This window comes from Ferdinandcohnia sp. Marseille-Q9671 (assembly GCF_976954385.1).
The window spans coordinates 1-16,040 of the sequence record NZ_CDRJTA010000004.1 but is presented as its reverse complement, the minus strand read 5'-3'; the positions used below and the strand labels follow the sequence as shown (position 1 = coordinate 16,040).

The window sequence follows — 16,040 nt, the reverse complement described above, 5'->3', positions numbered from 1 at the left end:
TCAAAGGATGATCGGCTTACTACTTCCCAGTACTAAACAACGCTTTCGTCTTCCACCCTCCCCATTTATAATAGGAAAAAGCGAAGATACTGCTTATAACAAAACTAATCCCGATTCCAAGTGCAATCCCTTTCTGCCCGATAAGTTTCGAGCAAATATATGTGAACGGATACCGAAGCAGCCAAAAGGAAAGTAAGTTCAATACTAACACTTGATACATCGCACCTGAACCTCTGACAATACCATTTAAGATAAAATTAATCCCTAGAAACGGATAGGAAAACGCAATGATCTTCAAATAGTCCGTCCCAAAGGTAATTGCGTTTTTGTCCTGAATAAATAACGTTGTTAATCCTCTTGCAAATAAAAACACAAAAAGGGCTATTGTTAACATGATTCCAATAGTAAAAAATGTCCCGTTCATTGCAATTTGATGTACCCGATCCCACTTATTGGCTCCAATATTTTGTCCAGCCATACTATTCACGGCTGTGCCTAATGCCATCGCTGGTATCGTTATTAAACTATCAATTCGTTGAGAGGCACCAAATCCAGCTACCACTGCGCCATCGAATGAATTCACCACCGAAAGAATTGCGGTGATACCAGCATATATAACCATCATCTGCAACCCTGCCGGGATTCCTAATTTAAGAATTAACCATACTTCCTCTTTTTTAGGTATACGTGGCCGAATATATGGCACAAGTTTGTATCGCATTGTATAAACCAATGAGAGTAGAAAAGAAATCCCTTGAGCCAAAATGGTCGCATATGCAGCACCATGAATTCCCCAATCAAAAACAGATATGAATAACGGATCCAACACAGCATTTAAACCCACCGCTAAAAACACAAACCTTAAGGGAGTTTTACTATCGCCCAAGGCTCGTAACAATGTACCAATAAAGTTATAACCCATGATAAATAAAATACCAAGGAAGTTAATTTCTAAATAAACAACTGCCTCGTGCAGCATTTGTTCTGGTGTATCTAAGAAACGTAAAATAGGTTTTGAAAAATAGAACCCAACTAATGCAACTACGATTGAAAGAGTAGTGAGTATAACGATAAACGCATTCACATACATTTTTATACCATGGTCATCCTTCATACCTTTTTGTTGAGATAAAATCGTTAACGTCGCATTGTTAATCCCGATGATGAACGCCAAGATGGTAAGCACGACGGTCGTAGAAATGGTAACCGCGCCAAGTGCATTCGCGCCTAGTAGATTTCCTACCCATAAACTATCAATAAATTGATAGGATACTTGAAGGAGATTGGTCAACATAATTGGGCCAGCATAGGTAAATAATTGCTTTCGGATTGATCCTTGTGTAAAGTCCTGTTGCGCCAAAATAAAAAACACTCCTTATGTTCATATATCATTTAACACTGATCCTGCACATACTAATATAGACTTAAAGATACCATCTATCTAAAGCCTGAGATCATTTTTCATAGTCTACTATTCTCATTTTTTACATTTATGTTCATTGTAACAAAAATAAGTACTAGATAAGACATATCCTTCTTCGATCAAAAAAACCAGAGGAATGATCCCCTGGCTGTTCACTCACTAAGAAGCCTCATTAAACGAAGCCCCTTATTCACATTAATTATTTATTGTACTCTTCAATTGCGTCATTTCCGCCAGCATTTTTCCATTTTTCGATAGCAGCCTCAAATCCAGCTTCATCAATATTACCAAGAATATATTGGATAGTAGCATCTAAGATAATTTGATCTAATGACCCAGCATTTTTATTAAAGGTTTCTGAGTCAAGTGTTACTGTTGGATCATCAATTACATACTTATCATTGTCTGCATATAACTCATATGCTTTTGTTGCAGGTTCATAGTCGTAATATGCTTCATAGCGACCATTCGTTAATGGTTCACCAATCTCAAGAGGTGTATATGGTTTAATTTCTGTATCAAATTTATCTTGATCAATCACTGTAGCTTTACCATCAATTACTTCATAGTGTTCCCCTTCTACTCCCCAAATTAGTAGATTAGCACCTTCACTTGACATTAAATAATCAAAGAATGCAAGTACCTTTTTTAATTCTTCTTCATCATCAATTCCAGATTTAGGGAACATAATTAAACTACCATATCCCGGTATCGAACGCACACCATATTCTCCGTGTGGTCCCTCTACATAGTTATGCACATCGAAAACTACATCCGGATTTAGTTCTTTTGCATCATTATATAATCCAAAGACATCCTGCATAGAACCGATATAAGCACCCGCTGCCCCATTCTTTAACAATGCTTGTTGATCCTGTTTACTAGTAACCGGTGCATCATGGTTCATATAACCATTACTGTGGAGATCTTTGAAATAATTCATCGTTTCAATATATTCAGGGAACATAAAATCAGGCACCAATTTACCGTCTTTTTCTCCCCATCTATTTGGCAACCCATACCATGAACCTATTACATTAAATGCCCCTAATCCTTCTCTAACGGTTAGACCGATTGTGTCATCTTTGCCGTTACCATCAGGGTCATTTTCTGTAAACGCCTTCAACATTTCACGAAACTCTTCAGTTGTTTTTGGAGTATCAATTCCTAATTTGTCAGCCCAATCCTTTCTGTATATAAAACCATCACGTGAAAGTGGTCTACCCATATATAAAGAATAAAGCTTGCCATCAACCGATGAGTTTTCCAACGTACTTTCTCTTAGTTTACTTAGGTTTTCAAATTCATCTAAATAAGGACCTATTTCCCAAAACTGACCATCGCGTACTGCTTCTTTAAATTGGACAAATTGTCCGGCTTTCACTAAGAATGCATGTGGAAGTGTACCTGATGCAAATGCAGTATTTACTCTTTCATCGTAAGTTCCGTCAGGTACCCATTGGATATCAAGGTCAGTGTTTGTTTTTTCTTCAAGTAATAACTCCAAACGTTCTTGTGGAACCTCCGGTGTATGTAGATTTAACATAATAGATAATTTAAAGTTTTCCTCTGTGTCACTCCCATCACCTGATCCAGTTTTGCTAGAACTTTTTTCATTGTTACATGCTGCTAATGTGAGTAGTAGAAATAAAGAACATAAAATAATAAAGTGCTTACTTGCAATTTTCAATTAAACTCTCCCCCTTTGGTTTGTTTTTACCATCCTTTTGCTATATCATCATCGATGCGAAAGAATATTCTTACTTTTAAAAACTAAAAAAAAGAAAAAACACTTTTTTACCTGACCCCCTTTACGTTTTGGTGTATTTTTTTATTCAAATTTACCTATTAAGAAATTAATAAGTAGATGTGAAAATCTTTAATACTACTAATTTATTTTCAGGTGTTGCTATCTACAATCAAGAAATAGCTTATTCTGTGTACGACATGTTTCCTATGTATGCACGTAAGATGCAGCAGTCAGGTGTAACGTTCAGGATGTTATTAATTAAAAAGATAGGTAAGACGATCACGGTGATATTCTTTGTTGAGCATAGAGGTATATGAAGCAGAAGAGGTTAAAGTTTAACGACATATATAGCTAGAGTTACTTATTATCTAAAAAAGGTGACGAGATCAAGATGCAATTTACCTAATAGTAAACGCTTTCAACACTATTGTCAATATACTTTGTTTAATAAAAACACAAAGTAATTATGTGAAATTTCCTATATAGAAATGAGATTATTTGATTAGGGATTATAGACTGAACCTTTATACCCATTGACTGAACCCTTATAAAGTCATATACCAAAACTAAAAAATGTTATTCAGAAATGGAATACAGAATAATGAATATTTGATATTACGATAATAAATCGACAGAAAGCATCTCATAGCTAAGAAGCTTTGTTTTATTGATATACTAAGTAAACATACCATAACAAAAGAAAGGACCTAGGAATATATTGACAAGTTCGTCAAATATCCTTAAGTCCTTATCAGTTAGTTATATCTAATTTCATTTCGCGAATTTGCATAATATGCCGCTGTTCATGTAAATAAACGAGGTCAATCCATTGATCAAGAGGAATGATGCCAAAAGCGGGATGCTCCATTGACTTCTTCTTCAAAATTGTAGGATCATTGATTTCTATTATTGTCTCCAGTAGTTTTTTTCTTGAATGATCTAGCATCTTGATAATCTGTTGTACTTCAAATCGTTCCGAAGAGGGTTCAACAATCTGTGGTGCCTTCATTTTTCGTGTGCGATCTAAAATTAAACTTATATCTTTACGTTTCCTGTTACTATTTTCGGTTTCGTTTAGCCCCAAATCAATTACCTTCGCAGTTACAAGTTCTACTAACACTAGATGATGACAAACTTTCGCAATACTCCATTTATCTTCTCCAGGTCTTTCATTGAATTGAGCATTATCCAATGACTCTATTTCCTGTATCAACTCATTTCTCGTCTCAAACAAACTGTCATTGATTACATAGCTCATAATATCCCCCCTTATTTAAATCCGTACCTATCATAAGGTAATCACAACTTTCCCTTGGGCGTGCCCTTCTTCAAAATAAGAAAAAGCCGCGGGAACTTTACTCAACGGAAATTGTTTATCAATTACTGGTTTTACTTTGCCAGCTTCAATTAATTCCTTCAAAAAGAGTAAATCCTCCTGGTTCGACCTTTGTAAAAATGCACTCATTTTCTTACTACCGTTTATTGATACCATTGGCCCCACTAGCATCGTACGGAATAATTGTGAACCCGCCCCACCGACATGAATAAATCTTCCATGGTCATTTAAAAGGCGCTTATATGTTGAAATCGCTTCTGAACCATTAACACCTAAGATAAGATCATATCGCTGAACATGGTCTCTTATACATTCACTTGTGTAATCAACCACTTTGTCGGCCCCAATTGATTGAGCGATGTGTACATTCCTGGTACTTACCACAGCAGTTACCTCTGCACCGAAGGCTTTTGCAAGTTGAACCGCAAATGTCCCCACCCCTCCTGAAGCACCATGAATCAGCACCTTCTGCCCGAATTTTAGCTTTCCTACATCCCTCATTGCTTGTAATGCTGTTACCGCAGCCATGGGAACGGAAGCTGCCTCTTCAAAAGATAGATTACTAGGTTTTCCTACTAATGCCTTTTCAGGAACTGCGACATACTCAGAAAAAGCTCCCCAACCATAGCTCGATAAATCACCGAATACTTCTGCACCAGGTTGAAATTGGGTGACATTTTTCCCTACTGCTTCCACTGTTCCTGCCATATCACCACCTGGTATTGCAAATTTGGGTTTAAAAAGCCCAAATGCTAACCGAGCAAGATACGGCTTTCCTTTCAATAGAACCAGATTCCCATAATTTATAGATGCTGCATGAATTTTAATCAGCACTTGATCATCCTTCGGTATTGGTTTCTGAATCATTTTTAATTGGAGAGAGTCGGGTGTACCATATTTATCAGAAACAATCGCCTTCATCATATTCATTCCTCCAAAATCCTTAAATTTTTAAAACCTATATTATTTTCATTTTAAAAAGAGGATTCTGGTTCGTCATTGACTTAAGGTAAGATATAAAAAATGTAACATTACATTTACATATGGTGATTTATGTTGCCTCGTTTATTCGTTTCTTAATTCGACTTAGAGACTCAGGTGTCATACCAAGATAACTTGCCAATTGATGCTGTGGTACGCGGCTTACTAGCTTAGGTCGTTTTGCAATAATTGTTTTGTAGCGTTCTTCTGGAGTGGAGCTGATATAGCTAGCAAACTCATTTTGTACATCGCTAAAGAGGTTTTCCATCATTTGACGTGTCATTGATTCTAACTGTGAATATTGTTGGTACATTTCTTGTTCAAGTTCGAATTCCCCGACAACTAATACACAGTCTTCTAGACAGGTATAAGAGTATCTAGACGACTGATCCTGTTCTTGAAATTGATAACATAAAATCGCTTGTTCTTCTGTGTAAAAGTTCGCAGTAACTTCCTTCCCTGATTCATCAATCGTATATTGCCTGACACAACCGTTTAATACGAAGTAACATTTAGTAGTAGTGGCATCTCCTTGCCGAATAAGATAGGTCCCTTTCTTATATTCTTTTATTACAATCCCTTCAACTATCTCTTTTTGCTCTTCCTTAGACAGATTTGTATATTCTGTCATATACTTCAACAATTTTTCTCTCATGGTTATCCCCTTTAGTCGGAGTAGAATGTAAATACTACAAGCTTCATTTTTTTTAACGCGATTACTACATTTTACCTATATTACCGTTCTAACGAATATATACTTCTGAAGTATATTTTCTTTTTTAGATACAATCGATTGTATCTTTTTTATATTGTTATAGATATAATAGAACAGAGGTGTTATAATAAATATATAACAGGTTATTGGAGGGGAATACATGATTATACAAATTGAACCTGAATCCGATATTCCAATTTACCAACAGATCACGAATCAAATCATTGAAGGGATTGCTGAAGGTTCCGTTCAGCCAGGTGACTCCCTACCATCCGTTAGGTCCTTTGCTGCTGACCTCGGCGTCAATATGCATACAGTAAACAAAAGCTACCATCAATTAGAAAAAAAAGGGATTATCCAAATCATTCCTAAATCTGGAGCTGTCATTTCCTTTCCACAGAACTTCAACAAAGCGGCCTTTGAACGGCTAAAAAATGAGTACAAACTTCTCATTGCTGAATCACTCGTTGTAGGTATGCCAAAAGAACATATTCAAGAGCTCGTTTCTAGGATTATTACAGACGTAACGAAAAGCAATAAAAACCTTTCATAACACAAGGAGGAATTTTGTATGACGTTAGCAATTATTCTTTTCATCGCAATCTTCATAATGGGAATCCAGATAGCCATCCCTTTCCTAGTCAAACGTACCGTCATTTTTGGGGTCACTATCCCAGACCCATATAGTAAAAATGAAAAGCTTGTTTCTTATAAAAAGAAATATGCACTTCTGGTATCCTTTCTCTCGGTTATCGCTTTAGGCGGTTTTCTTCTTTGGGCTCTCGTAAATGAGCCTTCTGAAGAACAAACAGTGCTTGTAGGTACAATCCTTCAATTTGGTATTATTATTTTCAGTCTATGTTTGTACTTTTACTTCCACGGAAAAACAATTCAAGTTAAAAGAAAGCAAAATTGGGGTGTTGATGGGAAAAGGGTAAAAGTCGCCGACCTATCTGTACGTTCTCAGGATGAAATGCTTCCATGGTATGTTTATTTAGTACCGATTCTTATTACAGTCGGAGTCATCGGATATACTGTTCTCCAATATGACCTCTTACCCGAACAGATTCCGACACACTGGGGAATTAACGGGGAAGCTGATGCATTCACTGAAAAAACACCAATGTCTGCCGTTCAGATGCCACTAGTACTTCTAGTCATGCAGATTATGTTCTTAGCAATCCAAGTGGGGACGAAAAGGTCTGGTATTAAATTAACTGCCACAGGTACAAATGCGTCTCGCATTCGCCAACTAACGTTACGGAAATATTCAAGTTGGTTTATGTTTTTAGTTAGCTTCTTACTGACAATCATGTTTAGCTTCTTCCAACTTACTACAATACACCCAGATTTACTTGATGGAATAACTATGATTGCAACACCAATCATTTTCCTTGTTGTTGTTTTAACAGGAACAATTGTCTTTGCTATCAAGGTAGGGCGTTCAGATAAAATCGATATCGAGGTAAATGAAAAGGGAACTGCGGATTATGACGATGACTCCCATTGGGTAGGTGGACTCTTTTATTTCAACCGTAAAGACCCATCTATCTTTGTTGAAAAAAGATTTGGGGTTGGTTGGACCATTAATTTCGGCAATCCGATTGGTTATCTAATCATCTTAGTGCCGCTAGCAATAATCTTGGTGCTCAGTTTTATGTAAGTTTCTTTTGATCACAACAAGTAATCCCCCATCGTAAGAACATGGGGGATTTTGATTATTGTATCTTTTGAAAACCCCTGGCTATGCCGGGGGTTCCAGAGAGCTTATAGCGAGGTATCAAAAAAAGCCTCACTTCGTGATAAGATATAGTTGGTTTCCCGACCACTACATCCAATATACGAAGGAGGCATGTCCAAATGCAGGACAAGAACAGTTTAGCACATACAACATGGAAATGTAAGTATCACATAGTGTTTGCACCAAAGTACAGAAGACAAATTATCTATGGAAAATACAAACAAAGTATAGGGAAAATACTTAGAGAACTATGTGAAAGAAAAGGTGTCACTATTCACGAAGCAAATGCATGTCGAGATCATATTCATATGTTAGTGAGTATCCCACCCAAGTTAAGTGTTTCTCAATTTATGGGCTATTTAAAAGGGAAAAGTAGTTTGATGATATTCGATCGACATGCAAATTTAAAATATAAATATGGAAATCGAAAATTTTGGTGTCGAGGATTCTATGTCGATACAGTGGGCAGAAATAAGAAGCAAATAGAAGAATATATTAGAAATCAGCTCAGAGAAGATTATATGGCGGATCAATTAACGTTATTCGAAGAGTTTGATCCATTTACCGGAGAAAAAAATAAGAAGAAATAAGAGATTCTTTAGAATCAGCGAGTAGATGTGGTGCATAAGGGGAAACCATTCAGTGGGCCTTTTAGGCCGAGGCCGGTAAGAGAGGCTTTCAGCCGCAGAACAAACCACCAGTTCACACTGGTGGTTTTGATTTACTTCGTTTCAAATTAACTAGTGTACTCCAAATCACCCAGATGAAGGATATAACCTCATAGTAGCATCATAGGATTTAAAGGTCTTTCCATAAAAATAAGCAAAACTTATTTGTAGACCTGAGGCAATATAAAACGGAAGCGATAATGCGCCTAATCCAAAAAGGTAACCAGTAAGATACGGTCCAATGGAGATTGGCAAACGCATTGAAAAGAGGTTCATGCTTGATGCAAATCCACTTCGTTTCCCTCTAGTTAAACTTACACTAAGCGCTTGTTGTGCCCCTTGAGTTCCCCGATTTAAAGCTGTTCGAAGAATATATACAATCGATACAAGTGAATAAGACGGTAGTAATGGCATTAAAAGTAAAAGTAAGCCCGCTACGTAACGGAATTGTACAACGGATCGCACAGTTCCATGTTTGTGGGAAATTTTTGCTTGTGCAATCGAGGTTACACCTGTCGCGAAGAAGGTTATTGCCAACGTTCCACCGATTTGACTACTGCTTACCCCAAATTTCACTGAGAACCAGTAGGACATCATCGGCCCAGTTAATCCTATGGCAATACCATTTAAAACATTCAGCCCTGCAAGCTTAAAAATTGCTGCATTTTCCTCTTGAATGATTTTCTTTTCCAGTTTCTCTGTTTCTACATTTCTTGATTCCACATTGTTTGATACTCTTCTAGAGCTTTCACCAGGAATTGTTATAATTATCGTAGTTGTAGCGATTGCTAACATAAACGTAAAATAAAATGCTAAACGATAGGATGATATTACTAAAAAGGTGGGTTCCCATATACTCATAGTCCCAACTAACATTGCGCCAATGGCCATTCCAAAGAAACTCAGAGCGTTGTTAAGACTATAAATCTTTCCTCGATTATTCTTTGAGATATAGAATGCGAGCCAAGCCTGCTCTGCCGGGGCAAACGGGCTTGCTGATCCTGCATCGGCTTTTCCAAATCCAGAAAATGCAATCGCTCCAGACAATAAGATCGGGTTTATTGACAATATTCCAATCAACGCACATCCTGCTGTAACTAGTTCGGAAAAGAGAATGAATGGTTTCCTACCAAATTGATCACTCAATACACCTATAATCGGTGCGAGAAAGACATTTAGTAAGCCTCCTGCTGCAAGCACACTCCCGATTGCAACTGTCCCCCATCCTAATGCATCTAGGTATAAGGCTAATACGACAATCATCATGCCTTGTCCAATACTTCTTATAAAATTGACAATCAATAATTTTCTAACAACCGGATGAATTTGTTCATTTCTGTGATTCTCAACACTAACAAGCACGTAGTTACCACCTTATATTTGCTAGGAATTTTAGTAAAGTTTCTACTTAAAGCCTTCCATACCATACTCTAAATTATTCATAACTTAGTAGGGTAGCTTGCGGTGATACTCACAGAATACTTGTCCTTTCCAAGAAAAAGGTGCAATGGCGATCATTATCACCGTTGCACCGTATTTTTTTGATATTCTAGATAGTTACGATATATCATAGGCGTTGGCTGCTTTTCTGCTTTGCTATTAGCATCCTCAAGAGCATTTTTAATAATATGATGTTCTGGAGCCAATTGACAAACAGGATCCGTGGCAAAAGCATCTCCAGTTAATGCAAAAGCTTGACAGCGGCACCCACCACCATCTTGCGGTAATAACTCACATGAACGACAAGTGTCTGGCAACCATTCTACACCTCGAAATTGATTAAAGGAATCTGATTCGTACCAAATTTGATGAAGGGAACGTGCTTGAACATTCTCATAAGTAATTTCTTCAATCATTCCCGCAGTCGGGCAAGGTAGAACATCTCCATTTGGAGCTACTGTAAGAGCTATGGCTCCCCACCCTCCCATACAAGGCTTTGGAGTCACTGCATAATAATCAGGAATAACCCATATAATTTCCATTTCTTTCTTAAATCGTACCTTTGCTTCTCTATAAGTATCACTAGCCCGCTCAATCTGCTCTTTACTAGGTAAAAGTTGGTCCCGGTTCAGTAATGCCCAATTATAAAATTGAGTATTGGCAAGTTCCAACCGTTCAGCACCTACTTCATGAGCAAATGATAGTATGTCATCCAAGTGATCAATATTCAAACGATGCAACACTACATTTAAGGATAAATGCATATCTGTTCTTTTGACAGCTTCAACTGCTTTTCGTTTTTTTTCAAACGCCTTATATCCACCAATCATATCAGAGAGCTTTTCTTTTCCTGCCTGAAAACTTATTTGGACATTTGCTAATCCAGCCTCTTTTAATCGGGTGGCCTTCTCCTCGGTTAATCCGACACCACTTGTTATTAAATTCGTATACATATCCAATGAACTCGCATGTTGAATAAGATCTTCAATGTCTTTTCTTACTAATGGCTCACCACCTGAAAAATGCACCTCAACTACTCCCAGTTCCTCAGCTTCAGATAATACACGGCACCAGTCATTCGTTGAGATTTCATTTTCTTTCAAGGTCATTTCAAGTGGATTTGAACAATATGGACAGTGCAAGGGACAACGATGCGTTACTTCGGCCAGTAACGAATACGGTGGCTGTGCCCTAGTTGTCTTCGACTCTATCATCTTGCATCACCACCCATCCTTGATCAACCATCTCCCTAAGAAACTTCGTAATGTCTGCCATCATCTCTTCAAAACCGGGTAATGCATTTGTACGGATGTCTGAACTGGTCTCAAGCGAACTTCTCAATTTTTCGGTGATGGTGTGAATTGATTCATTTCCGTCACAGAGTACAAGTATAGATGCGGCAGTTTCATTCAAGACCACAACTTTTTCCGGCAACAAGAGGAGTTGTTTTCCTCTTACCCTATCAAATTTTAATCGGCCTTTTTGTGCAAGTTTTGGGTAGATACTAGCCATACTCTTCCCACCACCAATCCTTATTTCTTACTTCGAAAATGCCCTTTCAATAGCATCAAGCTGTGCCCACAACACATCACATTTGAACTGCAATGCATCCACTGCTCTTTGTTGTTCTTCTGCTGTCTTGCAATGTTCTAGAACAATTTTAAGAGCTACATTCGTATCACGAGGTGCTTGTGTTAAGCGATTTCGAAAATAGCCAAGACCATCCCGATTAATCCACGGATAAAGTCTTTCAAGTATCTTTATTCTCTCTGAGATAAGAATAGGAGAAAATAACTCCGTTAACGAGGATGCAACTGCTTCGATCCATGGCTTTTCCTTTGCAAATGTAACATAAGCATCCACAGAGAATCGGACTCCAGGAACAACTTGTTCTTCACTCAGAATTTCGTCACGGGATAGCCCCACAACTTCCCCGAGTTTTAACCATGCCTCAATACCGCCTTCTTCCTTTTGATTCCCATCATGATCGATTATGCGCTGTATCCAATCACGTCTGTACTCCCTCGACGGAAGTTTCGAAAGAATAACAGCATCCTTTATTGGAACAGATTTCTGGTAGTAATATCGGTTTGCTACCCATCCCCTAATTTGTTCTCGGCTTAATTTCCCTTCATGCATTGCTACATGAAACGGATGTTTGTCATGATAGGATGTACGACCTACATCTATTAATTTTTCTTTGAATTCTTCTGGAGTCCAAGGCTTTCTTTGAAAAACCTTTTCCTTTGTTGCAAACCCTCCTTGCTCTACCATTTATCAAACCTCCAATTCCATACCTTCATAGGCTATCTCAATCCCGTGCTGTTTCAATATACTTGCTTCCCTTGAGTCACTTTGTAAAATTGGATTACTATTGTTAATGTGTATCAAAATTTTACGTTCAGCAGGTAATGACGAAAGTTTCTCTAGTATGCCTGATGGACCACTAATTGGTAGATGTCCCATATTTCTTGCATTTCGCTCAGTAGCACCCAATAAAACCAATTCATCTTCCGACCAAAAGGTTCCATCAACCAATAAAATATCGGCTTTTTGCAGGCAAGCCTCTATTTCAGGTGTCATTTTGTCGAGTGTAGGGAAAAAAGCAACGGACTTACCCGAACTCTCATTCTTTAGTAGTAAACCAACCTCCCACATATCCTCATTTTCATTTACCTGATCGGACTGGACATATAGGGGCGGCTTTTTAGAAACTGTTACAGTCTCAATAATCAAGTTTCCTTCACTTATACGTAGAGTAGAATCTAGACTAAGGGATTGCCATTCCCACGAACAGTAGTTTTGTAGCATGGGTAACACAGGAAAAGAAGAAGCCAGACAATTTCTTACAGCATTCGTTCCATATATCGTCAAATGTGAGCCCTCTCGAAGGGACAACAGCCCAATCGTATGATCAAGTTCAGCGTCGGTTAAAATAACCCCAGCTAAAGGTGTGTCTCTTATACCGGGACCTGCGTGTAATGCAGAATAGGATTCAATCTGTCTGCTCACATCCGGTCCCGCATTGATAAGATACCAATCTTTATTATTAGCACTTATTGCAAGGGAAGATTGTAATAACGATTTGAGTTTCCTGTCTCCCTCGCGAACCCCGTTACAATTGGGACACGCGCAATTCCACTGTGGAAATCCTCCTCCAGCCGCTACTCCTAAGACTCTAATTCGAATTTTGCTTCATCCTTTCAACCATGATTCGAGAATCGTTTTAATATAAAAAAAGAGGAAGACAAGTAGGTTTTATCCTACTTGTCAATGTAGGCATACATTGTCACCTCTGCCGCTGTATTAATCACTTCATACTCAGGTATCACCCACATGCTATTCACCCCCTTAAGGACAACAACAAATTGCTAATGAAGTTTCAGAGCTAAAATTTCACCCTTTCAAGCTAATCTTATGTTGATTCTTACTGCATAATAACCAAGAATTTCGACATAAAGTTGTCCAATTTGCCAATAACAAAAGGACAAGTACATAAGAGCCAAGCATACAAACCAATCATACCTCGAAGCTATGCTCCCTAAGAACAAAAATCAATTCGCTACAGACGACCATTAGGAATTTATATTGTAAAAAAGCAAGTTATGGGGATAGTAAAAGAAAAATGGAGGGTGGAAAAGTTGGAGCATTTTACTCATTATAGAATAAACGAAACAGCACAAGGAAACGAAGTAATCTTATATCTAAATGAAAACACAACAGAATTCTCTGCAGAGTTAGGAACTGTCTCCAGTGTAGAAGAGTCGAATATTAATAAGGAAGCAGTTAGCTATGTAAAAAAAATGCTTCCTTCGTTAAAAATTAATTCTATTAAAATTATGGCAGGAGGCATGCTGCTATCAGTTTTAGGGCTTGGAGCACTTCCAACTCAAAAGGCCTCTGCAGCTAAATCTACTGTACCTCAGTCACAGACTGCTACTTTACCATATACGGTTAAAGCTGATGATACTCTGTACAGTATTGCTCAGAAAAGCGGTACTACTGTTAATGATATAAAGAATGCAAATCATTTATCTTCGAACATTTTACAAGTAGGGCAAATTTTACAAATCCCTACTGGTGTATCAGTACCCCCTACTTATACTAATAAAACTACGTACATGGTTGTTTCCGGAGATACTTTATATGCAATTGCCAACCGTAACGGTACAACAGTTGACGCGATAAAGAAGGCCAATGGATTAACATCGAATTCCTTAAAAATAGGGCAAGAGTTAACAATACCATCTAACAATCCATCGGTTCCAACACCAAAAGTACTGACTCACCAAGTTGTTTCAGGTGATACTTTGTACGGTATTGCAGCACGTAACGGAACGACAGTTGATGCGATAAAGAGGGCGAATCAACTAACATCTAATTTTTTAGAAATAGGAATGGAGTTAACAATTCCTTTAGGTCATAAGCCAACTCCAACAAAAACAAATGAATTTACATATAAAGTCATTTCCGGAGACACTTTATATAGTATTGCTAAACGTAACGGCACTACTGTTGATGCCATCAAGAAGGAGAATCAATTATCCTCGAATTCTTTGAAACTCGGGCAGTTATTAACAATTCCTTCTGGAGAAACATCATCTCCAACTACGGACACAAAAGCGACGTACAAGGTCGTTTCAGGGGATACATTGTATAGTATTGCTAAACGTAACGGTACTTCCGTTGATGCCATCAAAAAAGCAAATCGTTTAACATCGGATTCGTTAAAACTCGGACAGGTATTAACAATTCCTTCTGCAGGTACATCGGCACCAGCTAAACAAACTGTTACATTAGAAAAACAAGCTGTTGATAATCAAGAAGAGGTCGATTGGCTTGCGAAGATGATCTATAGCGAAGGTAGAGGAGAAACACTAGAAGGACAAATTGCCATAGGAGCTGTTATCATGAACCGAGTAAAAAGTCCTTTGTTTCCAAATAATATAAAAGACGTTTTATTTGAAAAAAGCTATGGATATTATCAATTTACACCTGCAGAAACGGGTGCAATAAATACCGCCACGCCTAACGCACAAAACATAGAGGCCGCAAAACGGGCAATCAATGGCGAAGATCCAACAAATGGAGCATTATTTTTTTACAACCCAGATAAAACATCGAGTTCTTATCTTAGGAGCCGAACCGTCTCGACTACTATAGGTAATCATGTGTTTGCTTTTTAAAGATAGTAATTATGAGGACTAGCTTTTGAATATGGCGTAGGGTGAAAGTAGTTATTCTTGAAAAATAAAGTTAGTAATGATTTTGTTCAATGAGTGTTATTGATCCGTATTTTAAAAAAATACCTACAAAAAAGAGTAGCTACATGTCAGCTACTCTTTTGCTTAACTATGACCCACTCTCACAATTATAAAGTCCCAGTTACGTGGTCACTTGATCAGTAATTTTACAATGCTTCTTTGCTATTCCTTTTAGTTTGTCTTCGGTATATCACTTATCGTTTCTCAGCTTTACTTTATATCGTTTAGATCGCTTGCGATATATCATTTATCGTTTGTTAGCTTTGCTTTATACCGTTTTGCTCTTTTACGGGATATCATTTATCGTTTGTGAGCTTTGACTTATACCCAACCTAGTTATTCTTTATTGTTTTTATTTAGAACCCAATGCTTCTTTGGCTCCACTAACCTTTCGGTTTATAAAGACAAAAAAAGATCAGCCATATAGACTGATCTCTCGTTTGCTTAGCGACGTCCTACTCTCACAGGGACAAAGTCCCAACTACCATCGGCGCCGAAGCTTAACTTCCGCGTTCGGTGGTTGGCTTCCGATGAACTTCGGATTTCTGCGTCAGCTTCACTCCCTCCAATCCTCATGTACGCTGTACACTCCGGTTGTCGCTCACTTGCTTCCTTGAACTCCTTGCTCCTCGAAACCCAACCATTTATTCTTCATTTTCTTTATTTATATCCTAATGATTCTTTGCTTCCACTAAACCTTCCGGTTTATTAAAATCAAAAAA

14 protein-coding genes are annotated in these 16,040 nt (G+C 37.8%); 4 read left to right on the top strand and 10 right to left on the bottom strand.

What is annotated here, in order from left to right; translation table 11 throughout:
• Positions 1-19: 19 nt before the first annotated feature.
• From ACWNMY_RS15430 to ACWNMY_RS15410, 5 genes are all read right to left on the bottom strand, one after another.
• Positions 20-1,360 carry an MATE family efflux transporter gene (locus ACWNMY_RS15430; RefSeq protein WP_449539149.1) on the bottom strand — a complete coding sequence of 447 codons (1,341 nt, stop codon included), beginning with the start codon at positions 1,358-1,360 and terminating at the stop codon, positions 20-22.
• Positions 1,361-1,622: 262 nt separating this feature from the next.
• A complete protein-coding gene (locus ACWNMY_RS15425) occupies positions 1,623-3,107 on the bottom strand; it encodes an extracellular solute-binding protein (RefSeq protein ID WP_449540461.1) in 1,485 nt (494 codons plus the stop codon).
• Positions 3,108-3,924: 817 nt separating this feature from the next.
• Complete coding sequence (locus tag ACWNMY_RS15420; protein ID WP_449539148.1) at positions 3,925-4,431, bottom strand: DinB family protein; 507 nt, start codon at positions 4,429-4,431, stop codon at positions 3,925-3,927.
• Between the two features lie 30 nt (positions 4,432-4,461).
• Positions 4,462-5,430, bottom strand: coding sequence for an NAD(P)-dependent alcohol dehydrogenase (locus ACWNMY_RS15415; RefSeq protein WP_449540460.1), 969 nt, complete (start codon positions 5,428-5,430; stop codon positions 4,462-4,464).
• A 130-nt stretch (positions 5,431-5,560) separates the two neighbouring features.
• Positions 5,561-6,145 carry a Crp/Fnr family transcriptional regulator gene (locus tag ACWNMY_RS15410; protein WP_449539147.1) on the bottom strand — a complete coding sequence of 195 codons (585 nt, stop codon included), beginning with the start codon at positions 6,143-6,145 and terminating at the stop codon, positions 5,561-5,563.
• Between the two features lie 220 nt (positions 6,146-6,365).
• On the opposite strand from ACWNMY_RS15410, the gene ACWNMY_RS15405 reads away from it, so the two are divergent.
• The 3 genes from ACWNMY_RS15405 (at position 6,366) to tnpA (ending at position 8,536) form a co-directional block, all read left to right on the top strand.
• Entirely contained in the window at positions 6,366-6,758 is a 393-nt protein-coding gene (locus ACWNMY_RS15405) for a GntR family transcriptional regulator (protein ID WP_449539146.1), read from the top strand.
• A gap of 18 nt (positions 6,759-6,776) precedes the next feature.
• Positions 6,777-7,868: a DUF1648 domain-containing protein gene (locus ACWNMY_RS15400; RefSeq protein ID WP_449539145.1), complete on the top strand. Its 1,092-nt coding sequence runs from the start codon at positions 6,777-6,779 to the stop codon at positions 7,866-7,868.
• A 197-nt stretch (positions 7,869-8,065) separates the two neighbouring features.
• The gene (tnpA, locus tag ACWNMY_RS15395) at positions 8,066-8,536 is read left to right on the top strand and encodes an IS200/IS605 family transposase (RefSeq protein ID WP_144929329.1); all 471 of its coding nucleotides are present in this window, start codon (positions 8,066-8,068) and stop codon (positions 8,534-8,536) included.
• 165 nt (positions 8,537-8,701) lie between these two features.
• Here tnpA and ACWNMY_RS15390 read toward each other — a convergent pair whose 3' ends face one another.
• The 5 genes from ACWNMY_RS15390 to pqqB all read right to left on the bottom strand — a co-directional run bounded on the left by ACWNMY_RS15390 (position 8,702) and on the right by pqqB (position 13,237).
• A complete protein-coding gene (locus tag ACWNMY_RS15390; RefSeq protein WP_449539144.1) occupies positions 8,702-9,976 on the bottom strand; it encodes an MFS transporter in 1,275 nt (424 codons plus the stop codon).
• A gap of 158 nt (positions 9,977-10,134) precedes the next feature.
• A complete protein-coding gene (pqqE, locus tag ACWNMY_RS15385) occupies positions 10,135-11,268 on the bottom strand; it encodes a pyrroloquinoline quinone biosynthesis protein PqqE (RefSeq protein WP_449539143.1) in 1,134 nt (377 codons plus the stop codon).
• Positions 11,246-11,566 (bottom strand): pyrroloquinoline quinone biosynthesis peptide chaperone PqqD, encoded by a 321-nt coding sequence (gene pqqD / locus ACWNMY_RS15380; RefSeq protein ID WP_449539142.1) that lies wholly within the window; start codon positions 11,564-11,566, stop codon positions 11,246-11,248. The genes pqqE and pqqD overlap by 23 nt, the downstream gene beginning before the upstream one ends.
• Before the next feature lie 27 nt (positions 11,567-11,593).
• Entirely contained in the window at positions 11,594-12,328 is a 735-nt protein-coding gene (gene pqqC / locus ACWNMY_RS15375; protein ID WP_449539141.1) for a pyrroloquinoline-quinone synthase PqqC, read from the bottom strand.
• 3 nt (positions 12,329-12,331) lie between these two features.
• On the bottom strand, positions 12,332-13,237 hold the full coding sequence (pqqB, locus tag ACWNMY_RS15370; RefSeq protein WP_449540459.1) for a pyrroloquinoline quinone biosynthesis protein PqqB: 906 nt from the start codon (positions 13,235-13,237) through the stop codon (positions 12,332-12,334).
• Positions 13,238-13,695: 458 nt separating this feature from the next.
• On the opposite strand from pqqB, the gene ACWNMY_RS15365 reads away from it, so the two are divergent.
• Entirely contained in the window at positions 13,696-15,240 is a 1,545-nt protein-coding gene (locus ACWNMY_RS15365) for a LysM peptidoglycan-binding domain-containing protein (protein WP_449539140.1), read from the top strand.
• Positions 15,241-16,040: the final 800 nt, after the last annotated feature.